This is a genomic window from Nocardiopsis tropica (assembly GCF_042660575.1).
Classification (GTDB): Bacteria; Actinomycetota; Actinomycetes; order Streptosporangiales; family Streptosporangiaceae; genus Nocardiopsis; species Nocardiopsis tropica.
In genome coordinates, this window is sequence record NZ_JBHSUF010000001.1 from 26,431 (window position 1) to 52,084 (window position 25,654).

Annotated in this window: 20 protein-coding genes; 7 read left to right on the forward strand and 13 right to left on the reverse strand. The window is 72.3% G+C overall.

What is annotated here, in order from left to right; genetic code table 11:
* The first annotated feature begins 105 nt into the window (after positions 1-105).
* Positions 106-1,161, forward strand: a complete 1,056-nt coding sequence (locus ACFQBR_RS00120) for a pectate lyase family protein (RefSeq protein WP_344184793.1) — start codon at positions 106-108, stop codon at positions 1,159-1,161.
* Positions 1,162-1,232: 71 nt separating this feature from the next.
* On the opposite strand, the gene ACFQBR_RS00125 is transcribed toward ACFQBR_RS00120, so the two are convergent.
* The 3 genes from ACFQBR_RS00125 to ACFQBR_RS00135 form a co-directional block, all read right to left on the reverse strand.
* Positions 1,233-2,249, reverse strand: coding sequence for a hypothetical protein (locus ACFQBR_RS00125; RefSeq protein WP_344184792.1), 1,017 nt, complete (start codon positions 2,247-2,249; stop codon positions 1,233-1,235).
* 936 nt (positions 2,250-3,185) lie between these two features.
* Positions 3,186-4,061 carry a hypothetical protein gene (locus tag ACFQBR_RS00130; RefSeq protein WP_344184790.1) on the reverse strand — a complete coding sequence of 292 codons (876 nt, stop codon included), beginning with the start codon at positions 4,059-4,061 and terminating at the stop codon, positions 3,186-3,188.
* A gap of 102 nt (positions 4,062-4,163) precedes the next feature.
* Positions 4,164-5,264, reverse strand: coding sequence for a VldE C-terminal domain-containing protein (locus ACFQBR_RS00135; protein WP_344184789.1), 1,101 nt, complete (start codon positions 5,262-5,264; stop codon positions 4,164-4,166).
* A gap of 545 nt (positions 5,265-5,809) precedes the next feature.
* On the opposite strand from ACFQBR_RS00135, the gene ACFQBR_RS00140 reads away from it, so the two are divergent.
* Positions 5,810-6,784: a hypothetical protein gene (locus ACFQBR_RS00140; RefSeq protein WP_267946148.1), complete on the forward strand. Its 975-nt coding sequence runs from the start codon at positions 5,810-5,812 to the stop codon at positions 6,782-6,784.
* Between the two features lie 90 nt (positions 6,785-6,874).
* On the opposite strand, the gene ACFQBR_RS00145 is transcribed toward ACFQBR_RS00140, so the two are convergent.
* The 5 genes from ACFQBR_RS00145 to ACFQBR_RS00165 form a co-directional block, all read right to left on the reverse strand.
* On the reverse strand, positions 6,875-9,328 hold the full coding sequence (locus ACFQBR_RS00145; RefSeq protein ID WP_378551660.1) for a glycosyltransferase family 4 protein: 2,454 nt from the start codon (positions 9,326-9,328) through the stop codon (positions 6,875-6,877).
* A gap of 300 nt (positions 9,329-9,628) precedes the next feature.
* The gene (locus ACFQBR_RS00150) at positions 9,629-10,207 is read right to left on the reverse strand and encodes an aggregation-promoting factor C-terminal-like domain-containing protein (protein ID WP_344183503.1); all 579 of its coding nucleotides are present in this window, start codon (positions 10,205-10,207) and stop codon (positions 9,629-9,631) included.
* A gap of 138 nt (positions 10,208-10,345) precedes the next feature.
* Positions 10,346-10,873: a hypothetical protein gene (locus ACFQBR_RS00155; protein WP_344183505.1), complete on the reverse strand. Its 528-nt coding sequence runs from the start codon at positions 10,871-10,873 to the stop codon at positions 10,346-10,348.
* A gap of 9 nt (positions 10,874-10,882) precedes the next feature.
* On the reverse strand, positions 10,883-11,974 hold the full coding sequence (locus ACFQBR_RS00160) for an OmpA family protein (protein ID WP_344183507.1): 1,092 nt from the start codon (positions 11,972-11,974) through the stop codon (positions 10,883-10,885).
* Positions 11,975-12,029: 55 nt separating this feature from the next.
* Positions 12,030-12,239: a hypothetical protein gene (locus ACFQBR_RS00165; protein WP_344183509.1), complete on the reverse strand. Its 210-nt coding sequence runs from the start codon at positions 12,237-12,239 to the stop codon at positions 12,030-12,032.
* Between the two features lie 474 nt (positions 12,240-12,713).
* Here ACFQBR_RS00165 and ACFQBR_RS00170 point away from each other — a divergent pair, with 474 nt between their 5' ends.
* Positions 12,714-13,895 (forward strand): TIGR04222 domain-containing membrane protein, encoded by a 1,182-nt coding sequence (locus ACFQBR_RS00170; RefSeq protein ID WP_344183511.1) that lies wholly within the window; start codon positions 12,714-12,716, stop codon positions 13,893-13,895.
* Positions 13,896-14,066: 171 nt separating this feature from the next.
* Here ACFQBR_RS00170 and ACFQBR_RS00175 read toward each other — a convergent pair whose 3' ends face one another.
* On the reverse strand, positions 14,067-15,074 hold the full coding sequence (locus tag ACFQBR_RS00175) for an LLM class flavin-dependent oxidoreductase (RefSeq protein WP_267946141.1): 1,008 nt from the start codon (positions 15,072-15,074) through the stop codon (positions 14,067-14,069).
* Between the two features lie 184 nt (positions 15,075-15,258).
* On the opposite strand from ACFQBR_RS00175, the gene ACFQBR_RS00180 reads away from it, so the two are divergent.
* The gene (locus ACFQBR_RS00180; protein WP_267946140.1) at positions 15,259-15,654 is read left to right on the forward strand and encodes an ArsR/SmtB family transcription factor; all 396 of its coding nucleotides are present in this window, start codon (positions 15,259-15,261) and stop codon (positions 15,652-15,654) included.
* Between the two features lie 398 nt (positions 15,655-16,052).
* Positions 16,053-18,059: a serine/threonine-protein kinase gene (locus ACFQBR_RS00185; protein ID WP_344183513.1), complete on the forward strand. Its 2,007-nt coding sequence runs from the start codon at positions 16,053-16,055 to the stop codon at positions 18,057-18,059.
* Between the two features lie 32 nt (positions 18,060-18,091).
* Here ACFQBR_RS00185 and ACFQBR_RS00190 read toward each other — a convergent pair whose 3' ends face one another.
* Entirely contained in the window at positions 18,092-19,222 is a 1,131-nt protein-coding gene (locus ACFQBR_RS00190) for a DUF418 domain-containing protein (protein WP_378551665.1), read from the reverse strand.
* Between the two features lie 559 nt (positions 19,223-19,781).
* Between ACFQBR_RS00190 and ACFQBR_RS00195 the strand changes: the two genes are divergently transcribed.
* Positions 19,782-20,714, forward strand: coding sequence for a nitroreductase/quinone reductase family protein (locus ACFQBR_RS00195; RefSeq protein WP_344183517.1), 933 nt, complete (start codon positions 19,782-19,784; stop codon positions 20,712-20,714).
* Between the two features lie 339 nt (positions 20,715-21,053).
* Entirely contained in the window at positions 21,054-22,292 is a 1,239-nt protein-coding gene (locus ACFQBR_RS00200) for a S8 family serine peptidase (protein ID WP_344183519.1), read from the forward strand.
* A gap of 118 nt (positions 22,293-22,410) precedes the next feature.
* Here the strand turns inward: ACFQBR_RS00200 and ACFQBR_RS00205 are convergent, their stop codons facing one another.
* From ACFQBR_RS00205 to ACFQBR_RS00215, 3 genes are read right to left on the reverse strand one after another with little or no spacing between them, the layout of a single operon-like run.
* Positions 22,411-23,322, reverse strand: a complete 912-nt coding sequence (locus ACFQBR_RS00205; RefSeq protein WP_344183521.1) for a type II secretion system F family protein — start codon at positions 23,320-23,322, stop codon at positions 22,411-22,413.
* 13 nt (positions 23,323-23,335) lie between these two features.
* Positions 23,336-24,268, reverse strand: coding sequence for a type II secretion system F family protein (locus ACFQBR_RS00210; RefSeq protein ID WP_330161168.1), 933 nt, complete (start codon positions 24,266-24,268; stop codon positions 23,336-23,338).
* A gap of 55 nt (positions 24,269-24,323) precedes the next feature.
* Entirely contained in the window at positions 24,324-25,649 is a 1,326-nt protein-coding gene (locus ACFQBR_RS00215; protein WP_267946133.1) for a CpaF family protein, read from the reverse strand.
* Positions 25,650-25,654: the final 5 nt, after the last annotated feature.

Sequence of the window (25,654 nt, forward strand, 5' to 3'; positions counted from 1 at the left end):
GCTCAGGGGGAACCGGGCCCTGGGTTGGGTCTGCGAACCCCGCTGTGGCAGGGTCGGGGGTGCAACCCCCCGCCCCCCGTTACCCCGCTCGCTGGAAAGCTCTCGATGAGACCTCACCCCATCCCCGCCGCGGCCGCGGCGGTGCTGCTCTGCGCGGCCCTCGTCTCCTGTACGCGTCAGGAGGAGGAACCCCGGGACGCCGTCGAGCCCCCCGTCGGCGCGGCCGTCGAGCCGCAGACGGAGGAGGCCGACGAGTCGAGCCCCCCGCCCTCGGAGGAACCCGGGGAGGAGGACCCGTTCGGCACCCCGGTCGGTTGGGCCGGCGAGCCCCTGGAACGCGACGGCGAGGACCACCCCGGCGTCACCGGCGGAGCGGGGGGTGAGACCGTCACCGCGTCCGACGCGGACGAGCTCTCCGACCACCTCTCCGACGAGGAACCGCTCACCATCGAGGTCAGCGGACGCATCGACCTGGACGGGGCCGTCGAGGTCGGCTCCGACAAGACGCTCGTGGGCGTGGGGGACGGCGCCGAGCTCACCGGCGGGAGACTGGTCGTCGACGGCTCCAGCAACGTCGTCCTCGCCAATCTGGCGCTGGAGTCGGACGGGACGGCGGTGGCGGTCCGCGGAGGGGCGCACCACGTGTGGGTGGACGGCTCCACCCTCACCGGGGGCGACGGCGGCGCCGCCCTGGTCACCGTCACCGGAGGCGCCGACAACGTCACCCTGTCCTGGAACCACTTCCGGGACGCGGAGTCGGCCATCGGCATCGGCGGCGAGGACGACGAGCCCGGCGCCCTCCGCGTGACCGTGCACCACAACTACTTCGACGGGACCTCCGGCCGGCACCCGAGTGCCCGGTCCGCCGAGCACGTGCACGTGTTCAACAACTACTACCGGGCCAACCCCGAGTACGGGGTGCGGTCCACCCACGACGCCAACGTGCTGGTGGAGGGCAACTACTTCGACGGAACCCCGGTCTCGGTGGCGCCCGAGGACGAGGAGCCGGGCAACGTCGTCACCCGCGACAACCTGCTGGTCGACTCGGCCCAGCCCGACCTGCGCGGCGCCGTCCCCGACCCGCCCTACACCTACGAGCTCGACGACACCGCGACGGTCCCCGACGTGGTGGCGGCGGGAGCGGGCGCCGACACCCCGTAGCCGCGGGCGGTCGGCGCCGGGCCCCGGGGTGGGGCAGGGCCGGGGCCTGATGCGCGCCCGCTTCCGGGGGATCAGCTGAACGAGTGGTACTCGTAGCTCTCCGCGAAACCGCCGGCGGCCCGGTAGTCGAGTCTGCGCGGATATCCCTGCTCGTCGATCCACAGCTCGAACTCGGCGTTCGGCACGAGGGTGAGGGTGTTGACCCCGCTGTCCTTGTCGTAGCCGCCCACCTTGGCGGAGAAGGTCCCCGTGTAGAGGTAGGCGCTGTGGGTGCTCCGCTGGCCGGGCCACCGCAGGTCCACCTCCTCCAGGCCGACCAGGGCCAGGTCGGAGGAGGTTTCGAGGATCTCGTGCAGCTTGGCCGAGCCGAACCCCCGCGAACACAGGTAGCCGTCCGCCTCGCTCGGCGGATCCAGGAGCTTGAGCCCCCGGTCCGCCGTCATCATGAGCTGCCCGTCGCCCACGTCGTAGCGGTAGACGCTCTGTCCCTCCGTCGTGGTGAAGAAGTGGTCGAACTCCGGCTCGGCCGTGGCGTCGTACATGACGCGCCCGCGGCCGGAGGCCACGTTCGGGTACGCGGGCGCCGCCGGGACCGCCCCGGCGGCCGGCTGTCCGGCGGCACGCCGGGCGTCGTCGGCGGAACCCCCCGAGGCGGGCAGGACCCGGGGCGCCCGCCGCTCCTGGTCGGGCGCCTCGGACTCCTCACCGCCTTCTGGGCCGTCCGGGCGCTCCCGGCCCTCCGAGGCCTGCGAGCCCTCCGGCCCGGCGCTCCCGTCGTCGACGGTGAAGGTGATGTGGAAGGCGGCCGAGTCCTCCACCAGGCCCGCGGCCACCGCCACGTAGGACTCGGCGTCCTCCGGGTCGGCCTCCGAGGAGGGGGCGCCCGTCCGGGGCGGACGCGACTCGGGACCGTCCGCGACCTCCAGGGGCCGCAGGGGGGAGCCCAGCGTGAGCCGGGCCACCCCCCAACCGCTGGCGATCACGGCGAGGCAGACCACGACCACGAGCACGGACACCAGCCAGTTGGGGCGCTCTCCCCCCTCCGGAGGCGGGTCCTCGGAGTCGGAGGTGCGCGGTATCGACGGCATCGACACGGCCTGGGCCTCGTTTCTGCGAATCGGAACGCGCCCGCCAGGGCACGGAGGGGGACGGCGGCGCATCTTCGTCAGCTGGCGTCGTCGGGTTGCGTCTGCGGGGGGTACGACGCGGTGACGCAGTGTTCTGTTCGATGGTCGCATGCACGTAATCGCTCCCCGCATCGGCGAACCGGAGCACCCAGTCCAGGTGCGGCGCCTCCAGAGCCGGCTCCAGGAAGCCGAAGGTGCGGGTCCGCGACAGCCTTCGCAGGGCCTCCTCCGACGCGTGCTCCCACAGCGCCCGGACCGCTACCCGGGCCGCGCCGGTCGCGGCGAAGGAACGGCTGGAGAAGAGTTCGTGCAGCTCATCGGCTTCCAAACGAAGAACGGTCGCTTCGAGTACCTCCGATTCCAGCAGTCCCAGGAGCGCCAGCGCACAGTCGACGCGAGCCACGGGGTCGGGAACGAGCGTGCCCCGCGAGCAGCGCAGGACGGCTTCGGCCGCGGCCACAGGATCCAGCGTCCAGTCACCGTCCGGTAGGCGTTCGTGGCCGATTGTGGCCTCGTCGTTATGGTCCGGCCCGATCGTTCCGCCGCTCCCGGGGAGCCCGTGGCGGCCGGTCCCGTTCGCACCGGGCTCTCCGCCGGAGCGACCGCCCGGAGGGGCCGCCTCCCCGGGCGGAGCCTCCGGGACCCGGCCCAGGGCGGCGTGCACGGCGCCGCGGACCTCCGCGGGCAGTTCCCGAACCGGTGCCTGGACCGCGAGCGCCACCACGGCGGCCACCACGACCAGCAGGGCCGTGTACTCGATCACGGCGTTGCCCCGGTCCACGTCGGGCCTCCTCTCTCCTGTCGGGGACGGTGGCGGGGGTACTGCGGGCGGCCCCCGGGGACTCGGCGGGAAGGGCGCGGGCGTCGGGCACCGCGCTCGGAGGGGCCACCCGGGTCTCAGGGCTCCGGGGGAGCCGTCAGCAGGGGAGGCCGTGCCGCGTAGGCGCGGATCTTCCGGCGGACGCGGCGCAGACGGTGCGGTGGACACGACCAGCCCCGTCGGACGAGCGTGTGCAGGAGGCGCTGCACCAGGCGGTCGGGGCGCCGCCGGAGGTCGTACACGCCGACGGAGACCACCTCCCAGCCCTCGGCGCGCATCGCGGCGTAGCGGGCGCGGTCGCGGGCCAGGGACTCTCGCGAGGAGTGGAACTCCAGGCTGTCGTACTCCAGCGCCACCCCCAGGGAGGGCCAGCCGAGGTCGGCGTGGAACAGGCCCTCCGCGGTGGCGATCGGACACCGGGGGACGGGAGGCGGCAGCCCCGCCTCCAGGAGCAGTACCCGTGCCCACGACTCGGCGGGGGACTGGCTCAGGGCACTGGAGTAGGACAGCGCGGAGCGGAGCCGGCGCAGCCGCGGTTGCGCCCGGGGAGCGCGGGCCGCGCGGGCCATCTCGTCGTCGGTGACCAGCCCCCGTGAGAGGAACCCGTCGAGACGGGCCGTGGCCACGAAGACCGAGGGGGCGCGTGCGGCGACGTCGGCGGCGGTCCTCGCCGGGGTGGTGATCCGGACGCCCTCCACCACGGTGGTGTCGGCGGGCGGCAGGACCTCCCTGTGGGCGACGACCGGGGCCCCGGCGGTGCTCACCCCCGGCGGTACCGACACGTGCAGCCGGGTGCGGGTGGGCCGGGCGCCGCGCGGGTACAGGTCCACGCCCCACACGTAGGCGGCGGTGACGTCGGCGGCGACCGCCGTGGCGGACACCGTGTCGAGGACGGGGGCGAGTGTGCGGAGGAGGAGGGAGCGGTCGGGGAGGGCGACCCCACGGAGTGTCATACCTCCAGGCTGGACCGCGGCCGGAGGGGGGACAAGGGGGAGTTCGCGCCTGTGGACGGCCGCGCCGGACCGCCTCCGGCGCGGCCGGCGGAGGATGCGGCCCTACTGCATGTTCCCCTCACCCGCGGCCAGGTGGATGTGGTCGACGTGGTCCTGCGTGTTGTTCCCGGTGTCCTGGTGGAAGCGGCGCACGCTCTCCCAGGGTCCCACGGGGTCCCGGTTCGCGTTCCAGATGTGGTGGTCGTAGATGATGCCCTTGACGCGCAGCTCCCTGGCCCGCGGGATGATCCAGTTGATCACCGTCACAGCGGTCTGGTGCATCTGCGGGGTCGGCACCGCGCCCAGGTCCGACACCATCATGTAGTCGACCGCCTGGCCGGTGTGGTGGTCGCTCCCGGGCTCCGTGCGCCGTCCGCCCGCGGAGATGTAGAACCCGCCGAACTCCTCCTGGAGGCGGTTGTGCACCGCGCACATCGCGGGGTGGAGGGAGCCGAGCGAGGAGCAGTTCACCACGGCGCCGCCCCCGAAGTACGAGTCCGGGTCGAACCTGTACCGGCCCTCCTGGTCCACCAGGTGCACGGCGACCAGGCGCTTGGCCGACTCGACGTCGGTGACCGGCCCGCCGCCGCAGTCCATGACGCCGCCGTCCACGCCGCAGTCGTGGGGGACCCGGACGATCGCGATGGCCGAGGCGTTGCCGACCACGGTGTCGGTCTCGTCCTCGCTCCCGTCGCACACCACGTCGTTCCAGTGCCGGGACCCGTCCTCCTCCAGCTCCCTCTGGCAGACGGCGCCGCGCACCTCGACCCGCACGATGTTGCCGTACCGCCCGAGGCTGTTGTCGCTGGCGCGGATGTCGGTCAGGACCGCCCCGTTGGCCCGCGCGTACTCCTCGGCACGTCCCTCGGCGACCTCCTCGTCGAACCACGGGTACGGGATGCCGCCCTCGACCATCTCCTGGGCGGCCTCGTCCTGCAGGGCGCCCACGGCGGCCAGCGCGGCGGCGTCGGCGGCCGTCTGGACCCGGGAGCGCGTGTCGTTGGCGGCGCCTACCCTGACGAACAGCAGGGTCAGGGCCAGCAGGGCCAGGGTGAGGCCGAAGAGCAGGAGGGTGTTGGCCTGCCCTTCGTCGTCGCGGCCCAGGAGGGGCCGGGGCCTCTTCCGGGCTGAGGAGGAGGGGAGGAGGGTCCGTCGCAGTCCCATGTGTTTTCCGTGGGTGGGGGCCTTCCCCGTGTGGGCGGGGAGCGGGGGCGGGTGTTCGAGGGGCCGGGAGCGCGTCGCGCGGGGCGTGCGTGCGAGCGCATCCGGACAGTTGCCCTGCCGGGCGCAGCTTATCCGGGCTTGTCCATGATCGGTAGTCGCCTGTGGACGGAACCGCGTTTCACGCGACGCCGGAGGGGGTTTTCGTCCTTTTGATGTCGCCCTGGGCGGTGGAGGCGTGACCACACCTGGCCATCGGCGCGGGAGTTCGTCCACACCCGCCTGTTGGCCCGTTTCGCGGCGCTTGGCCTGGTAAGAAAGGAAACGCGGACCGACCGTCCCGCCGTGCCGACGGGTGTGCCCGGGAGGGATGCGGAGGCCGCGCCGGGCTCGCGCGCGGGTTTTTGTCGTGTGTTCGGCCAGAATCGGATTCCACCCGGAAGGATGTACACCGTCCGGAAGCCGCATACGGGGAACTTTCCCAACCCTCACGGCAATCCACCCAAGAAATCCACGTGCCACATACAGGGCAACTAGAAGGCGAGAACATGAGCGCCCGAAAAGCGATGACGCCCGTCGAACAGGACGAATCCCTCCGCGGTCTGGGAGCGGACCTGCTGCGGACGGCCCCCGAGGACTGGGCCAAGTTCCGGCTCGTGTACTCGGGACTCGCCGACGCCGAGTCCGCCCACTTCGAGGTCATGTTCGACGGGGGCCGGAGCACCGGGTGGCTCCCGCCGCTGTCCGCACTGGAGGTACTGCGGGAGGTCCGCTCCGGCATGTACACGCACGGGAAGGGCACCTGGTACACGGCCTACTTCGAGTACGACCGGACCGGCCGGTACCGGGTCCGGTACGACTACGACAACGAGCCCTGGTTCGACGAGCCCCGGGACGCCGCCGACTACATGCTCGACCTGGAGTACTTCCCCCGCGACGACGAGCACCTCCCCGACTGGCTCATGGAGAGACTCGAGGGGGAACGGGTACCCGACACGTCGGAGGCCTCGTCGCCCTGGAGCGTGTTCCGGAGCGCGCGCGTCACGCGGGAGACCAGGATCGCTCCCGGCGACATGTCGCCCGAGGAGATGATGGACACCGTCCAGGAGATCGTCGACCGCACGATCGAGTCCGTGTGGGGCGAGTGGAGCGAGATCGTCGTCGACTACAAGGGGCTCGTCGGGGTCTCCTCGGCCAGGGTCAGCGTGCGCACACCGGACGGCGGGACGGAGTGGGACCTCCTCCTGCCGGAGGCCGGCCGCCTGCTCGGCCGCCTGAGGACGGGCATGTACCAGCCGGGCAAGGGGACGTGGTTCACCGCCCGCATCACGATCCAGGAGTCCCGGGAGATCGGGGTCCACTTCGACCACCAGAACCCGCCGGAGTTCGACGTGGAACCCGACCCCCGCAGCTACCACCAGGACATGCGGTACTTCCCCCGCAGCGCCGACCACCTCCCCGACTGGCTCCTGGACCACCTGAGCGCCGCTCAGCGCCTGCTCCGTGCCGACGCGCAGGAGTAGCCGCGGCGTCCGCGGGCGGGCCCTGCCGGGACCCGCCCGCGGACGCCGTGCTCCGGTGGCGGCCGCGGCCCGCCGGGACGCCGCCGCGCGTCAGCGCAGACGCCGGCTGACCGAGCCCCACAGGTGCACGTCGGCGACGGTGACCTTGAGGTCGCCCGATCCCACCGGCGTCACTGTCACCGAACGCAGGTACGGGCCACGGCTCCAGCGGCGCGCCGTGTGCCCGGGAACCTCCTCGGCCCTCACCCGGCCCATCGCGTCCGCGGGCCCCGCCAGGAGCCGCAGCTGCCACGTGACCCGAAGAGGGGACGCGTCGCCGTACTCCTCGCCCCGGAGCAGCGGCAGGGTCCCCACGAGGCGACCGCCCCCGGGGACGGAGGCCGTCCCCGGCCGACTCCGCGGACCCTCGGCGTGCAGGGGGAAGCGCCGGCCCACGTCGGTGCCGCGCACCACCTCCACCGCGTACTCGGCACCCTCCGGCAACGGGCCGTCCAGGTGCGCCTCGAACCGCAGACGCCTTCCGTGGAGCCCCGTCGGCCGCACCCGTACCTCGCCCACCTCCAGGGACGGCGCGGACGGGGACGTCAGCAGCCCCAGACGGTCGTTGACCGTGTAGTAGGGCCGCACATGTACCCCGCCCCCGTGCGGGGACTCCACCCGCTGCGCCGGGTACTCGATGATCTTCTTGTAGCCGGCCACCCCGGACAGGTGACGCCCCAGGGTGCACTCGGCGCCGTCGGACAGCACCAGCCGCATCTCCCACTTCTGCGACATCCCCTCCCGACCGCGCACCACCGCCTCCGGGTCGATCACCGCGGTGAAGAGGCCGTCGGCGGCCACCGGGGCCGAGAACTCCCGCGGGGCCTGCGGCGCCTCGCGGAGCCGCACGGCGAGTCTGGCCCCGGCGTCCGGCCCGCCCCGGCCCAGGACCCGCCCCCGCACGGTGATCAGCCCGTCGGCGACCTCCACGCGCTCCACCTCCGCGTGGCGGGCGGAGCGGCGCACGTGCAGCACCAGACGGCCCTTGCCGGAACGGGCGGGGACCACCAGGGCGAGCCGGTCGACGCCGTCGGCGGCCAGCGGGTAGCCGTGCTGGTGGATCTCGACGTCCTCGACGGGGCTCACCCGGCCCCCGTCGACCCGGCACACCTCCCACGTGCGCGCCGCCAGGCGGTCCCGCTCGGCGTCCACCACCACCTCGCCCCCGGGGCCGGGGGTCAGCGCGACCCGCTGTCCCGGGCGCACCAGCACCACCTCGTCGGGAGGATCCGTGAACGAGAGCACGGCCCGGCCGGCGCCCCCCGCACGCACCCGGCACGCCGCCGGCGGCCCGGGCCGGGGCACGGGCGCCGCGGGCGCCGGCGCCCGCGGCGCCCGCCCGGCCAACTCGGAGAACAGCTCCTCGTGCAGGCGCACGACGTTGGCCGGGTCGAACCGCTCGGAACCCAGGAGGGCCGCCGCGGACATCCGGCGGCGGAGGCCGTCGTCGGCCATCAGTGTGGACAACCCCTCGGCGATGCCCTGGGCTGACCGGTTGGGCACCAGCAGCCCGTCCTCGCGGTCGCGGATGATCGACGCCGGCCCGTGCGGGCAGTCGGTGCTCACCACGGGCAGCCCCGATCGCATGGCCTCCACGATGGTCATCCCGAACGGCTCCTCGCTGGAGGTGACCGCGGCGAACGCGCCCTGGGCCCAGGCCTCCTCCACCCGCGGGTGCGGCCCCATGAGCCACACGCGGTCCTGGAGGCCCAGCGAACGCACCAGCCGGACCAGCGACGCACGCTTGTCGCCGCGCCCGTAGATGCGCAGTGTCCATTCGGGGAACTCGTCGCCGACCATGGAGAAAGCCTCCACCAACAGGTCGTGCCGCTTGCTGGGCGCCAGCCGCCCGGCGGCCACGATCGTCCGCGTGTTGTGGCCGTTGGCGGTGAACGGCGGGGCGGGCACCGAGTTCGGGATGGACAGCACCCGGACCCCCGGCATCGGCATGCGCTCCGCGTAGGTGCGCGCGTCGGCCTCGGTCACCGTCACGAACGCGTCCAGGCGGGGGTACTCGGCCTCCATCACCCGGCGCAGCGGTTCGGAGTGCTGGTCGTAGGTCAGGTGCTCCTGGCCCACCTTCACCACCCGGCTCGGGGCGGCGCGGGCGATCACGACGTTCAGACCGGGCCGGGTCCCCACGACCACGTCGGCGTCCGTGGTGGCCAGGTACTCCTCCAACCGGTCGTCCGTGAGCCGGCTGTGCGTGGACCCCCGGGTGTCCTCCTGCGGGAACAGCTCAGGCGGGAGCCCGGCCCGCTCGGACCCCTCGTACAGGGGGCGCCCCTCCGCCCCGGCGCCGGGGCCCCGCCTGTCCTTGCGCACGTCGACGAGGGGCCGCAGGCGCACCCCGGACGGCACGGGCAGGGCGGGCTCGGCGCGGTGCCGGAACACCGAGACGATCTCGACCTCGTGCCGTGCCGACAGCGCCGCCGCCTGGTTGGCGACGGTACGGACGGTGCCGCCGATGCCGTACATGTCATTGATCAGATAGGCGATCTTCACTGGCCCCCCGTGTTCCCGGCGCCGCTCGGCGTTCTCTCGCGCGGGAAGGCGCCGACCCCCGTCGACCACGCCGATCCGAGCCCCCCGGCAGGGAAAGGCGTGGGGAATGAACGCTCAGGCTATGGGTCCTGTCCAAGTAGAAAGTACTTTATGTCGGATTACTGCCTGAAGGTTTGCCGGTCAATGTGCGGCTTTTGCGCACACCAGGGGTCGTCCGGGGAATGAGAAAGGCGCCGTCCCCCGGAGGGCGGGGGCGGCGCACGGGGCGCTGGTCTCGGCGGACACGCGCCGAGGGCGGGTTCAGTAGGTGCCGGAACCCTCCCACTGCGCGAAGGCGCCGCAGGGCGAGTCGTAGGCGGCAGCGATGTAGCCGATCCCCCAGGAGATCTGCGCCGACGGGCTCTCCATGTAACCGGCGGGCATCGAGCCGTGCCTGGCCGGGTTGAACCCGGCGATGCCGCTGTTGCCCGTCTCGGTGTCGACGACGGTGTGGTCCCAGCTGGAGATGGTGCCCCACAGGTTGCTCAGGCACTGCCATTCGCCGTCGGTCCACCCGGCGTCAGCGGACATGCGCATGGCGAGGCTCTGGTTCTCGGTGGAGGTGGGGTCGTCGCCGCTCCACTCGTACTGCTCGGGTTCCTCCGGACGGTCGGCGTCGACCCACGTCTCGTCGCCGCAGTCGGGCCCCTCGACCAGACAGACCATCTGCCGGACCCCGCTGTTGAAGGTCTGGCTCAGTTCGAGCTGGTACACCGAGACCATGATCGCCGCGGCCAGTACGGTGACCGCCGCGAGCTCGACGAGAGCCGCGCCCCCGTCCTGTCCGGATCTTCGTGCCGGACGGAACCAGCGGGAGGCGCGTTCGATCCGGGCACGCACACGAGGCGGCCCGTGGCGTGCGCCCGAGCGTCCGGGCGGTCCGCTGGGGGAGGGCCGTCGGCTGCCTCCGGGGGCGGGGCGGTGGGGGGTGGGCAACGCCGTCTCCTACGGGTGTCCGGAAAGGGAACGGAACAGGGGTCAGGAAATCGGAACATCCTCGATGGGCTCGAATCCGGGGATCTCGATCGTCACCGACTCGACGTCACCCGGCACCGAGAACATGGACCAGTAGGAGACCTTGTCTCCGGCCTCCAGGCGTTCTTTGAAGGAGGAGGAGTTGTTTCCTGAGCACAGGCACTCACCCATGCCGTCCATCACCGGGTGATGTCGGGAGGCCCCCTCGTTGCTCGCTACCGTGACACCAGAGAAGTTGGCTCCGGAGTAGGTGTAGGTGCGACCGTACAGCCAGGTGAGCACCACCCGTTCCGAACCCTGGTTCTCGATGCTCCAGGTGACGGAGAGAATATTTCCCGATTCGTTGGTTTCCACTTGGTTGACTTCGGCGATGAGCCCGGAGGACTCTGTTTCGTTCCCCTCGGACGTTCCTAGTGAATCAAGATCGCTGGCGCGGGGAGATGCAGATGCCCCGGTGATGCCGGTGGAAACGGCAAGGAAGGTGGAAGCGGTCAGTGCCAGAAGCCTGGCGGATCGATTTATTCTCCTCAAGGCTGTCTCCTACTTTTCGAAGGTAACACTGACTCGGCGGTTGCGCTCTCGTCCTTCTTCGGAACTGTTGTCGGCGATGGGGTCGCTTGAGCCGTGTCCTTCGCTCTCATAGGAAATACCGTTCCTGGTGACCAGTTCGCTCAGTGTTGACTCCACTGCTTCTGCTCGTTCCTCGGAAAGCGGAAGGTTGATGGAATCGTTGCCGGTATTGTCCGCGTGGCCGTCAATATTCACCGTCGCCGAGGTGGCATCGTCGATCTCGGTCGCGACTTGCTCGAGGATTTCCTCTGCTTCGGGGCTGAGGGTCGCACTGTTCGTCTCGAACAAGACGTCCGAGGAGAGGATGATGCTGACCTCGTCCCCGCTCTCTGTGCGACCCGTCTGGTCCTCCAGGCTGTCCGAGATCATGGTGAGGTCCAGGATCTCGGGCTCTGCGAGGCCCTCGTTCTCGATGCTCTCCGATGCGTACCCCAAGGGCACGTCGAGCAAGGGGGGCGCCAAGGCAGTGACGATCGTCATGGATTCCAGTTCCGGTGGGGGTTCCGGGTAGATGACCCACATGTCGACCGTCTCGCCTGCCTGAAGGGAACCCTCTACGGGAGGAGAGCAGAAGCATTTTCCGTTGCTTTGGTCATAGCTCAGGTATCGCTTCTGGTTTTCGGAATCGATGAGCGATACGTGACTCGCTGTGTTCTGGTCGCCTTCCTGAGAGAGGCCGTCGACGAGGGAGAAGCTCTCGGAAGAGTTGTTCGTGACCCCGAGTTCGAGTCTGACGAGGTTGTTCTCGAGCCTCTCGAGCGCGAACACGTCTATCTGGAGTTCGCTTCCGGGGGCTGTGGCTGTGGTTGTGCTGCTTGCGATGGGTTGGACGTCTTCTCGATCACCGGGTTCGGAGGGCTGGGCAGCGGGCGAGTCGGGGTTGTCGCTGCTTCCGTTGCTGGTTTCGGTTGACTCCGGAGCTACTACACATCCGGTGATGGTGAGGAGCAGAAGAGAGGTAGCGGTACCGCGACTGAGGAACGCGGACCCGGTCTCCCGGAAGAAGGTGTGAGGTCTGGGGGCACGGGAATTCTTGCTTCCACTCGCCCGGTCGGTGTTCATGTGCAGATCTCGGTCCCCTGTGCGTCCTTGTCGGAAAAGAGCGACGTTGCGCACGTCAGGGCCCACTGAGAATATCGGAAACGGCGGTCCCGACAGCCCCGCTGATGTTCTCTGGAATTCCGAGTGCGAACACACCGACGGCGATGGCCGCGACGAGGATGAGGATGGCGGCGTATTCGACGATCCCCGCGCCCTCGTCCTGCCTCTCGGAGGGGGGCGCCAGGTAGGTGCTGAGCGTCACCCAGAACCTGTTGGGACTGTTCACGGAACTGACTCCTTGCGGGAAGGGCTGAGGGCGCCGCCGGGGTGCGGCTCTGCGCCGGTGAACCGAGGCGGGGGTCCACCAGGGGTGTGCGTGCGGGTTCTGAGTGACCCTGGGGAACCACTATCCGACACGGGCTCGGGTGCCGCCCCGCGTCCTGGCCGGATGTGGCCATCTTTCTTCAGGATGCCCTCCGGGGCACGGGGCCACACACTTTCCACAGGGCTCGATGTCGGCCCAGGTGGATGCCGGTAACCGGGGAGTCGGTGGTTCACGTCCGCGCTGCCAGGGAGGTCACGATCGGTGCTCGTCGAGTGACCATGATGGCACGCGGTTCGCCGGGATGTCATGGCCGGGGGTGTAATGCCAGGCCACCCCGCGTCCGCGATATCGCCGTGGTGTTGGATGGGTGGGCCGTTCCGGCCGGGACGGCCTGAGGGAGCGTGATCCCGACACCGACGCGGAAAGGCGGCGGGGATGGACGGCAGTTCTATTCTCTTCCTGGTTCTGGGGGCGGCCGCAGGCCTCCTGGTCGGAGGCGTCCCGCTTCTGCGGGTCGTTCGCGGTCATCTCGATCTCCGGGCCGCTCTCCGCAGGAGCCCGGGACCGGTCCCGGCCCCCGACCCCGACGAGCTGAGCCCGAACGAGCTGGCCTTCCTCGCCGGGGGACCGGTGCGGGTGGGGGAGACGGCGGTCGTGGACGCGTTCCTGGGCGACCGCATCCGGAGCCAGGCCGCCAGGGGGTTCTTCACCCTCGTGGGACCCGGCGTCCCCTACGCGCACGAGAAGGACCCCACACGGCGCGTCCTGGTGAAGGCGTTCAAGAAGCGCGTCGGGGTCAGCGCCCGGGAGATGGTGCGCCGCGTGGTGACGGGCCGCGGCGTGGAGCAGATCAGACGGGACCTGGCCGGGTCCGGGCTGATCGTCGACACCCCGGAGGTCCGCGCGATCCTGGAGCGGCGGGCGGGGCTCCCGAGGGTCATCCGCGGGCGGAGGATCCTCTCGCTGCTGGTCGCCGCGGTGGGAGCGGGGACGTTCTTCCTGCTGGAGCCGACGAACCCGGGGCTGGCAGCCCTGGCGGGCGGCCTCGCGGCCTCGGCCCTCCTGGTCGCCGCACAGGCGGTCCTGGCCGCGACAGGCGGCCCGGCCGTCCTTCCCAACACCGCGGCGGGCGACGAGGTCGTCTCGCGGGCCCGGGAGCGCTACGGGAACACCACAGCCCTGACCACGGCCGAGATGACCCGGGACCAGGCGGTTCGCCGCACGGCGGTCACCGGTTTCCGGGCGCTGCGGGCCGGTGGCCGCGATCGGAGCTCCAGCAGGGCGGTGTCCGAGGACGGATCGCCGGCCCTCAGCCCGGACCTCACCGCGGCCAACGCTGTGTCGGCGGGCGGGGGTGACGCGGGCGGCGGCGGTGGCGTCATCGACCAGGACAGCCTCTGCGAGTTCGCCGACCTCTGCCAGAGCGGCACCTCCGAGAGCGGCGGCTCCGACAGCACCTTCGGCGGCGGCTCAGGCGGTGACGGCTGGAACGGCGGTTTCGACGGGTCCGGAGGCGGCGGATCCGGCGGCGGATGGGGCAGTGGCGGCTGGGGAGGCGGCAGCGGTGACTCCGGCGGCGGCGGAGGAGACGGCGGGGGTGGCGGCGGGGGCGACTGAGCCCGTCGGCCGCGGACCGGCGGCGGGTTCCGGGCCGATGTGCAGGGGGACCGTGGCCGGGCCGGGCTCCGCTGGAGCCCTGCCCGGCCCGCCCTCACCGGGAAGACGGCGCCACTGCCTGCCTACAGTTCGGCGCCGCCACCCTTGACCGGTTCCCGGGTCGGGTGTGGGTCAGCCCTGTTCCGGACGCCGGAGTTCGGCCACCTCCGCGAGCAGCTCGAACGAGCGCAGGCGGGCCGACTGGTCGTAGATCATCGACGACACCATCAGCTCGTCCACACCCGTGTCAGCGACGAACAGTTCGAGCTTCTCACGGACGGTTTCGGGGGAGCCCACGAACGAGTAACGAAGCATGTGGTCCAGTCGTTCCTTCTCGCCGGGACGCCATGCCGTGTCGAGGCTCTCGACCGGCGGGCGCAGGCGCCCGCGGGCGCCGCGCAGGGTGCCGAGGAACGCCTGCTGCATGGTGGTGAACAGCCGACGGGCCTCCTCGTCGGTGTCGGCGACGAAGGCGTTCACCCCGGCCATGACGTAGGGCTTCTCCAGTTGGGCGGAGGGCCGGAAACCCGCACGGTAGGCCTTGAGCGCCTCGTACAGGGCGTCGGGGGCGAAGTGCGAGGCGAACGCGTACGGCAGGCCGAGCTGGGCGCCGAGCTGGGCGCCGAAGAGGCTGGAGCCGAGGATCCACAGGGGGACACGGAGCCCCTCGCCGGGAACGGCGCGGACCGGCTGGCCGGGTTCGGCGGGCTCGAAGAACGCCTGGAGCTCCTGGACGTCGCTGGGGAACGTCGAGGAGGCGCTGTGGTCGCGGCGCAGCGCCGCCATCGTGCGCGGGTCGGTGCCGGGCGCGCGGCCCAGGCCGAGGTCGACGCGTCCCGGGTAGAGCGACTCCAGGGTACCGAACTGCTCGGCGATGACGAGCGGCGAGTGGTTGGGGAGCATGATGCCGCCGGCGCCGACCCTGATGCTCGTCGTGCCCTCGGCGATGAACCCCAGCGAGACCGACGTGGCGGCGCTGGCGATGGCCTGCATGTTGTGGTGTTCGGAGAGCCAGAAGCGGGTGTAGCCCGCGCGTTCCGCGTGCTGGGCGAGTTCCCGGGCGGAGCGGAGCGCCTGGCCGGGGGTGGACCCCTCGGCGATGCTGGCGTGGTCGAGCACGGACAGCGCGATGGTGGACATGGTTGCCCTCTTCCCCTGCTGCGTAGCGGTTCCTGCGGCAGGGCCGGGGCGGGAGGGTCGGTGACCCCAGCCTGTCTGCGCGTTCGATGTTCGACGAACATCGAATTACGAAGGTACACTCGCGACTGTCCATGAGCCAAATCCCGTCTGGCCGTCGGCCAGGCCCCGTACGAGGAGGACCGCCTTGGCTCCCAGGGAGCAGGAGCACCCCGCCCTCAACGACGTGGAGCTGGTGACGGTGCTCTCCGCGCTTGCCGAGCCGACCCGGTTGCGGATCGTGCGGATGCTCGCGGCGATGGAGGGTGAGCGGGCGTGGAAGGACATCGACCTCCCCATTGCCCAGTCCACGCTGAGCCACCACCTGAAGATCCTGCGCAACGCCGGCCTGGTGCAGAACCGCACCGAGGGCACGCGGTGCTTCATCTCCCTGCGCGACGCGGAGCTGGAGGGGCGCTTCCCGGGGCTGCTGGAGTCGGTGCTGGAGTGCCGGGACACCGCTCTCGCCAGGGAGTCGGAGGAACCCGCGTCCCCGGAGAAGCACGGGGCAACCGAGGGTTCATCGGTCCCAGCGGCCACATGAGAGCAGGTCAGCGCCCAGTCACGGCCGGACGGGAGCCGTGGCCGGGCGCCGCGTTCACACAGTAGGCGACGGCGGAGGCCCCTGTCAGGGGTTGCGCCCGGCTGCAATGGAGCCCTCCGTGCTCCTCCGCCTCCGACGGGCCGGTCCCGTTCGAGGTCCGGCTACCCGCCGCCGGGGCGGCGCACCGTCGTCCGTCCCCCTGGGGGGCTGCCGGGCCGTGGGACCGGCGCGGTGGCCCGTGCTCTCCGTTCCCCGGGCCGTGGGAGGAGACCGGGGAGGTTCCCGGGTGCGTTCGGGAATGTACGCTCTGTATCCAGGAGATTCCCGTACCCATGGGTCGTAGCTGGACGGGTCGGACACCGCGCCGACGGCCCAGGAGAGTCGAAAGCGTTCCCCCCATGGCACCCACCCCGTCTACTCCCCTCCCACCGCACGTCCGCCCCCTCGCCGGCGACGACCCGGAGATGGTCGGCGGCCACCGGCTGATCGGCCGCCTCGGCCGCGACGGCACGGGCACCGTCCACGCGGCCGTGTCGCCGGACGGGGAGCCCGTCGCGCTCAAGCTCGTCCACCCGCGGGCCCCGGCCGCAGGGGCGCGGAGCGCCGCCGCGGTGGTCCGGGGGAAACGCGGCGTGTGCTGCGTGAGGGTCGCGGACAGCGGGAACCTGGGCTCCCGACCGTGGTCGGCGACCCCCTACGTGCCCGGGACCGGCCTCGCCCGCCACGTGGAGGACAGCGGCCCGCTGTCCGGAGGCGCGCTCCTCGTCCTTGCGGCGGGGACCGCGGAGGCCCTCGCGTCGGTCCACGCGGCGGGCGTGCCCCACGGTGACGTCAGGCCCGCCAACGTCGTCGTCGCCCCCGGCGGCCCGCGGTTGATCGACCACGGGATCGCGCGCCTGTCGGACGACGTCGAGGCGCTGACGCCCGGGGTCGGCCCCGGGTGGCTCGCCCCGGAGCGCTGCGCGGGCGCCCGTCCCGACCCCGCCTCGGACATGTTCTCGTGGGCGTGCCTGGTGGCGTTCGCCGCGACCGGCCGACCCCCCTCCGGAGGGGGCGAGCCCCTCACAGAGGCCGCCCGCCGCGCCCGCGAGGGGTCCGTCGACCTGTCCGCCGTACCCGAGGGGCTGCGCGACCTGCTGAGCCGCGCACTGTCGCCGGACCCCGGGCGACGGCCCTCGTCGGAGGAGGCGTACCTGGAGTGCCTGCTGCTCGCGGGGGTCGAGGACGACGCCACCCGCGAGGTGTGGGCCGACCGCCTGCGCGGCCTCGTCCACGCCCACTGGCCGCCGGTCGACACGGACTGGCACCGGCCCGGGCGGTGGACCGACGCCGCCCGGGCCCTGGCGGAACAGGGCCCGGGGGCGGTCCGGCCGCACCGCGGTCCCGCCGGCCCGGCCCGGGAGGGCACGCGGGACGCAGGCGCCGGGCGCACCGCCGGCACCCTCCTGCGCCGGGGGCGGCCGGGCGGGCTCCTCGCCCTCGCGGTCGCCGCGGGAGTGTTCGCCGGTGCGGCGCTCGGCGGCGGGTACCTGTTCCTGGACACCCTGGCCGAGGGGGCGGACACCCCCGCGCCGGAAGGCGGGGGCGGCGCCGGGGCGGAGCCGGAGGGGTCCGCGCGGCTCTCCGGGGCGGACCTGGTGGCGGCGTCGCTGGACACGTTCCTGGCCGCGGAGTCCTTCGAGCTCACCGTGCTCACGCACGCGGGGAACGGCGAGGGTTTCGGCCAGCCCCTTCCCGCCGACACCGGTGCCGTCCCGACCCTGTTCGACCGGGTACTGCGCCGGTCCGGGTCCCCGGACGCGCTCCGCTGGAGCAGCACCGTCAGCGGGTCGCGCACCAGCGACCTGATGGTGGTGGACGGGGAGCTGCTGCGCGGGGAGGGCACCGCCTGGGACGGCGCCCCCACCTGGTACCGGGTCGGGTCCGCGCCGGCCGCCACGTTCAGCCCGGAGGGGGTGGTCGGGCCGCTCGTCCGCGCGGCGGAGGCCGGCACGGTCACCGGAGAGGCCGAGACGGTCTTCAGGGCGCCCGCGCCCGCGGAGGACGCCTACGGGCACCTCGCGGGCGGTGTGCCCGAGGAGGTGCCCGCCGTCCGGCTGGAGGGGGACTTCCGTACCTCCGACGCGGACGCGCGGGAGGCGACACGGTTCACGCTCGTCGCCACGGAGGACGGCGTCCCGCTGTCCTTCGCCACGGAGGGCGCCGCGGACGGCGGCCCCGTCCTCAACGGGCGCCCCGTCTCACAGGAGGTGCCGCCGTCGCTCCTGGCCCCCGCCGTCCCGGTGGAGCGGTGGTACACGCAGTACACGTTCGTGGAGCTGAACGGCCGACCTGACCTGCGCGTCCCCGACCCCGCCGAGGTGCTGTCCCCGGGGGCCGAGGCCCCCTCGCCGATCGCCCACTGACCGGTGAGGCCGCCGCGCCCCGGCCCGCCTCCTCAGGAGGAGGGGGAGGGGGTGTGGGCGCTCCCCGCGTAGGTCAGACGGCGCAGCACCGCCTCGGCGGGGCCCCGGCGCCCCGACCTGCGCAACGCCTCCGCCAGGACCACGGTGGCGAGCCAGGTGGCGACCGCGACCGACGCGGCACCGGCGAAGCCGAGGGACGTCCCCAGCCCCGCGCCGTAGGGCGCGAACACCAGCGTGAACACCACCGACTGCGCCAGATAGCAGGTCAGCGACCGCTGACCGACCGCGGCCACGGCCCTCACCACCGGGCCGTACGGAACGTCGGACCCGGTGGCCCCGCGCCGTCCTTCCCAGCGGGCCGCGAGGAGGGCGAACAGGGCGGCCCAGCCCAGACCGCCGAACCAGCTGGTGTCGTCGTGCAGGAGCCCCAGGAGGGCTTCCGTCCACGCGGATCCGGCCGGCATGAGTTCCGCGTACACCAGCGCGTTCGGCAGCCCTGCGGCGGCGGCCACACCGAGTCCGAGCACGGCCGCGCGGACCAGCAGCGTACGGTGCGCGGCCGGTTCCTCCAGGATCCGGCGGTGCGCCGCCCAGATGCCCAGGGCGATTATCGGCATGGCGACGGTCAGCATCGTGTACGGCGTGTGCAGCAGCCACTCCTGGACCCGCTCGGCCGATGCGGTCCAGAAGTCCCCCTCGGTCAGCGACGGCGCGGCGATCGAGGTCTCCCCACCCGCACCTGCCAGCAGCACGGTCAACGTCGTGTTCAGGGTGACCGACCCCGCTGCCAGCAGACCTGCGGTCCACAGCAGAACGGCATCGCGCGCCCGCGTCAGCCCCACGAACAGCAGCAGCGCCAGTCCGTAGGCGCCCACGATGTCCACCGGCAGCAGCAGGGCGCCGTGCGCCGCCCCGATCGCCAGCATCACCCAGCCGCGCCGCCGCAGCAGGCGGCGGGCGTGGATCCACCCGCCCCCACCGGTGCGCACCCTGCGCATGATCTGGACCGTCCCGTATCCGAACAGGAACGCGAACAGGGGTATGGCGCGGGTGTTCACCAGGGTGAGCTGGACGACCGCCACCGCCTGGTCGCCGAACGACCGCACCGGGTCCGGTCCGACCAGGAAGAACTGGGCGTTCACCAGGGCGATGAACAGCAGCATGAAACCCCGTGCCAGGTCCGGCGCGAGGGATCGCGCCGGGGTCGGCGCGGGGTCTGTGGGCGGCGCTCCGGCCGCACCCGGGTCCTGGCTCACTGTGGTCCGCCTCCGTCTCGATCCGTGTGTCCACGAAGCTACGGACCGGGGAGGCCCGGCCCCATACGGCAGGCACACCTCTTCCGGTGGACCCGGCCCTACCCCCTGGGGTAGGCTCACCGGCGTGTCGCGTGCCCCGACCATGAGCAGTGGGCCGGTCGGTGGGCATGGAGGCACCTTGATCGTCGAGGAGAACACCGTGAGCGCACCCACCATGCATCGCGCCTAGGATTCCGCGCGGCGTCGGCCTGAGCCACGCCCGAATGCGTCGATCCACCGCGACCTCCCCGAGATCCACGACACCCGGTCGCCTCCGGGACACCTGTCACCCCACCCGACCCTTCCGTGCGCCCGCGCGCAGGGACGGCCCGCCGGCGTGCCCCGCCGCGCGGTCCGCCGTGCGCGCCGCCGATCGTGTGCGGGTTCCTCGGGGACGGTCGCCCACCCCACACCCCGAAGGAGACCTGTGCCAGATTCGTACGCACCGACCGCACCGCACGTCAGCGACTTCAACATCCCGGTCGTGGAGGAGTTCCGCGCCAACGGCGGCCGCGTGGGCGGCATGTTCGAGGGCGGAGACCTTCTGCTCCTCACCACCACGGGCGCCAGATCGGGCCGCGAGCACACCACCCCGCTCGGATTCGTCCGAGTGGAGGGGAAACTGCTGGTCATCGGCTCGGCAGGCGGCTCCGACCGCCACCCCGCCTGGTACCACAACGTCCTCGCCCACCCCATGGTCACCGTGGAGCTGGGCACCGAGGAGTTCACCGCCGTCGCCGTTCCCGCCGAGGGCGCGGAACGGGACCGGTGGTTCGCCGAGGTCGTGCGCCTGGTCCCCGGATACGGCGACTACCAGGCCGGGACCGCCAGGGTCCTGCCGGTGGTGGCACTGGAGCGGGACAGCCTCGCGGCCCCGTCCGAGGCCGCCAACCTCGCCGAGAAGTTGGTGGAGATCCACACCTGGCTGCGCGCCCAGCTCCGGCACGTCCGGGAGGAGGCCGACGCCTTCCTCGCGGAACGCGCGGCCCGGGCGGGGCAGGAGGGGGGCGGGGAGCCGGTGCTCGGGCTCAACCTCCAGCTGCGGCAGCACTGCCTGGCGTTCTGCGAGTCCCTGCATTACCACCACACGGGGGAGGAGTCGATGTTCCCCCGCCTCGCGGAGGCGGAGCCGGACCTGGAGGAGGCGCTGCGGAGGCTGTCGGAGGAACACCGCACCGTGGACCGCATCCGCGGAGAGCTGGAGGCGCTCATCGGCGACCTGGCGACCGCCGATCCGGAGGCCTTCCACCGTGAGCTGGACCGGATGACGCGGGAACTGGAGGCGCACCTGGACTACGAGGAGTCCGCGCTGTTCCCCGTCCTGACCGCCATCCCGTTCCCTCCGGGCGGGCCCGCGTAGCCGCTGTCCGGAACTGTGGGCGGTGTGCCGCCTGCGATCGGTCGTGAGGAGACACGCTTCCACTGTCACCGCCGTTGCCCCTGGCGGCGGTGGGAGCGGTGCCGCTCCCGAAACCGGTCACGACACGTATTGCCTCCGGCACGACCGGTATCCGGGGTTCGGCGCGCACCACCGCGCCGGTGCCCGTCAGTGTCCGCGGAAACGCCCTACGTAGCTCCGCCCGCTCCGGGAAGTTACGTAGTGACCACGTATTGTCCGCGCCCGGGTCGCCGCGCATGATGGAAGCAGGGTGGCCACCCTCCGCATCCCCCGCCCCCTCCCCGAAGGGTTCCTCCCACCATGCGCAAGTTCGGTGCGGTCCTCGCGGCCGCAGCCCTGTTGCCGGCCGTGCTCGCAAGCCCCGCCCTCGCCGCCGACGCCCCCGACACGACGGACACGGCAGAACGCACCTACATCGTCGTCCTGGACGAGGACGCCTCCCCGGACGACGTGGCCGACCGCCACGGAGACGACCCCAGCAGCGTCTACGAGCACGCGCTCACCGGCTACGCGGCCGACATGACCGCCGCCGACGCCGCCGCCCTGCTCCAGGACCCCGACGTGGCCTTCGTCCAGGAGGACCAGGTCATGCACACCTTCGCGCAGGACGTCCCGGACGGGGTGGCCCGCACGTTCGCCCCGGACAACCCCGGCCTGGCCATCAACGGCCAGGCCGACTACGTGCCCGACGTGTCCGTGGCCGTCCTGGACACGGGTGTGGACGCGGGCCACCCCGACCTGAACGTCGTGGACGCCGTGAACTGCACGAGCGGGACCTGCGTCCCCGTCACCGGCGTCGACGGGAACGGCCACGGCACCCACGTGGCGGGCACCACCGCCGCAGTCGACAACGACGAGGGCGTGGTGGGCGTGGCGCCCGGCGCCGCCATCTGGAGCGTGCAGGTCCTGAACTCCGGCGGCAGCGGCTCCCTCGCCGGGATCACGGCGGGCGTGGACTACGTCGCCGCCAACGCCGACCAGGTCGCCGTGGCCAACATGAGCCTGGGCTGTCAGGGGTGCACCAACCAGGCGCTCAGCCGGGCCATCGCCGGGTCCGTCGACGCCGGCGTCGCCTTCGCCGTCGCCGCGGGCAACAGCGCCACCAACGCCGCGAACTTCTTCCCGGCCAACCACCCCGACGTCCTGACGGTCTCCTCCATGGCCGACTCCGACGGAGCACCCGGGGGCACCGGCGGCACGCTCCGCTGCACCGGTGACGACGACGACACCCTCTCCTACTTCTCCAACTACGGCTCGGTCGTGGAGATCGCCGCGCCCGGCTCCTGCATCACCTCCACCATGCCCGGTGGCGGCTACGGGTCCATGAGCGGTACCTCGATGGCCTCGCCCCACGCCGCGGGCGGCCTGGCACTGCTGGCCGCGGGCCCGGCCAAGCCGACCGACCGGGCCGGGGTGCTGGCGCTGTACGACGCCCTCGTCGGCGCGGGCAACCACGACTGGACCGACACCTCGGGCGACGGGATCCACGAACCGCTGCTGGACGTGGGCGACCCCGGCCTCTTCCCCTCCGACGGGTGACCCGCCGGCCCTCCGCCGCCGACCGCGGCAGGCAGGGCCCGGCCCACCCCGGGCGGCCCCTCCCCGAGCTCGGGGAGGGGCCGCCACCGCGGTCGGGGGCCGCCCCGGGGACCGGCGGTCAGCCGCCGAAGATGGCGCCGAGGTCGACCTCTGTGCCCAGGAACATGGACCCGACGATGAGGATCAGCAGCCCCGGCAGCAGGGTCACCGCCGTCACCATCGTCACGCGCGGGTTCATCCGCTGGGCCTTGCGGCGCATGTACTGGGCGTCGGCACGGCGCATGTCCCGGCTGATGTCCACCAGGGTGTCGCTGAGCGGGGCGCCCAGCTCCTCCGCCTGCTGGATGGCGGTCACGAACTTGCTCAGCGACTCGTTGCGGGTACGGCGCCGCAGCATCTCGAAGGCCTCGCGCCGGGACGTCCCCAGCTCCATCTGGCGGAGGGCGAGCGTGAACTCGTCGGCGAGCACCCCGGGCATCGACTCGGCCACCCTGGCCACCGCGGCCCGGAACGACATCCCCGCGCTCACCGTCACCGAGAGCACGTCCAGGAAGTCCGGCAGCTGCGACTGCACCCGGTCGGCCCGTTCCTGGCCCTGGACGTACATGCTCAGATCGGTCAGCCCCATGAACGCCAGCACGACCACGCCCACCAGGGGGCTGCCCACGGCGAACATCAGCAGCCCCAGGGGGCCGTACAGCGCCACCTCGCCGATCTTGCGCCGCACGTACCGTTCGACGGTCAGCCCGTCCGGGCGCCCCGCCGCCTCCAGCCGCTCGGTGACGGAGGCGCGCATCCGCGGGCTCATCGACGCCAGGACCGACTTGACGAAGGGCTTGCCGATCGCCTCGGTCAGGCGGTGCAGGAAGAACGTCTCCTCCGACTTGGTCCGGGGTGTGCGGGCCGCCGGACCGCCCACCTCCACCCGGGTCCGCGACATGGTCAGGTACAGGCCGTAGCAGGCGGTCAGCACGACCAGGGCGCCGGCCAGCGCCGCGGCGAGCGGGACCAGGGTGGGGAGCACACTCATCGGGGGAGTCCTTCTAGAGGTCGAACTTGGTGATGCGGGACACCAGCAGGAAACCGAGCGCGAACAGCGCCGCCACCACCAGCAGCACCGTCACCCCCGCGACGGACGTGGTCATGACGCGCATGATCCCGGGCTCGATGCCGTTGATCAGGAACAGGGCGCCCACCGACATGAACCCCAGAGCCCACACGGTGCTCGTCGTCTCGCTGAGGATCGTCTGCACCTCGCGCCGGGTCTCCTTGCGGTTCTCCAGGGTCTCGGAGATGTTGCGCAGCGCCGTGACCAGCGAACCTCCCGAGCGCGACGCCACCACCAGTGTGGACAGCAGCACCCCCAGCTCACGCGAGGGCATCCGCTCGCGCAGCTCCCGCACGGCCTCCTCGAAGGCGGCGCCGAGCTTCATCGACTCCGCCATCCGGCCCAGCTCCTCCCCGGCGGGCCCGTCCAGCTCCTCGGCGGCCATCGCCACTGCCGTGGGCAGCGCCAGCCCGGCGGAGGTCGCGTTGCCCAGGACCCGCGCCAGGTCCGGCAGCTGGGCGGTGAACTCCTCGCGCCGCTTGGCCTCCGCCCGGTTCAGGTAGGAGAAGAAGAGGAACGCCACCCCGACCGCGGCCAGCAGGCCGAAGAACGGGGCCAGGACCTGCCAGACCACGATCACCGCCAGGAGCGAACCGCCGGTCAGCGCGAGCACGAACGTCGAGAGGCGCACGTCCGCCCCGGACCTGGCGATCCGGCGGTACAGACGCGAACCCCACTGGGTGCGGTAGATGGCCGCGTCCAGGCGGGCGGCCGGCGTGGACGCCTCGTACTCGGCCCGGTCCAGGGCGCTGCGGGCGGCGATCATGCGACGCTGCTCGGCGCTGGCCACGAACTCCCACAGCCCCCACAGGGCCACGGCGAGGACCACGGCCAGGCCGCCGAGGATCGCCACGAACTGCCAGGTCACCGGGACTCCAATCGGGTGGGGGGCGAGCACGCCCCGGAGGGCGCGGGAAAGGGGGTCACCATCGGCCCGCGACGCCCTCGTCGGGGACGACGCCGAACGCCGCCGGGATGGCCTCGCCCACGTGGTAGATCCGTCCCGCCATGTGCCGCGGCATCGGGTAGTGCCGGAACTCGCCCGACACGGACCGGTTGGGGCCCGTGGGCAGGGCGTCGAAGGTCATCACCGGGTCCAGCCGGAACTCCTCCCGGCGGCGTGAGGAGACCACGGCGATCTCGTTGACCCGTCTGGACCCGTCCGGCCAGCGCCCCAGGTGCACGATGGCGTCCACCGCGTTGTTGATCTGGTCGCGGATCGCGTCGTAGGGCACGTTGCCGTCGCCCAGCGTCGCCAGGGTCTGCAGCCGGTAGATGGCGTCGTCGGCCGAGTTGGCGTGAACGGTCACCAGGGAGCCGTCGTGGCCGGTGTTCATGGCCTGGAGCATGTCGATGGTCTCCGGACCGCGCACCTCGCCGACGATGATGCGGTCGGGGCGCATCCGCAGCGCGTTGCGGACCAGGTCGCGGATGGCGATCTCACCCCGGCCCTCGATGTTGGCCGGCCTGGTCTCCAGCCGCACCACGTGCTCCTGCATGAGCTGGAGCTCGGCGGAGTCCTCGATGGTGACGATGCGCTCGTCGGTCGGCACGAACGCCGACATGGCGTTGAGGAACGTGGTCTTCCCCGTGCCGGTGCCCCCGGACACCACGATGTTGAACCGGGCCCGCACCATCGCCGCCAGCAGGATGCCCGTCGGCGCGTCCAGGCTGCCCATCCGCACGAGCTCGTCGATGGGGTAGGGCTTGGGGAAGCGCCGGATGGTCAGGATCGGCCCGGACAGCGACAGCGGCGGGATGATCACGTTGACGCGCTCGCCCGTGGGCAGGCGGGCGTCGACCATCGGCGAGGACTCGTCCACCCGGCGGTTGACCAGCGACACGATGCGGTCGATGGTCTGGTAGAGCTGCTCCTCGCCGTTGAAGGTGGCGTCCACCCGCTGCATCCTGCCGCCGCGCTCGATGAACACGTTGTCGGGACCGTTCACCATGATCTCGGTGACGGTCTCGTCGGCCAGCAGGGGCTCCAGCACACCCAGGCCCAGGGCCTCGTCCACGACCCTGCGGATCAGCAGCGACCGCTCACGGTCGGACAGCACCGGGCCCTCGCGGGTGAGGATGTGACCCACGACCTTCTCCAGCCGCACCCGGCGCTGCGCCAGGGTGAGCTGGGTGAGGTCCTCCAGGTTGATCTCCTCCAGGAGGCGCCGCCGCCAGTGCGTCACACTGGCGCTGTCCGCGCGGCCCTCGACGACGCGGTCCTCCTCGAGGCGGTCCTTCAGGCCCATGTCCC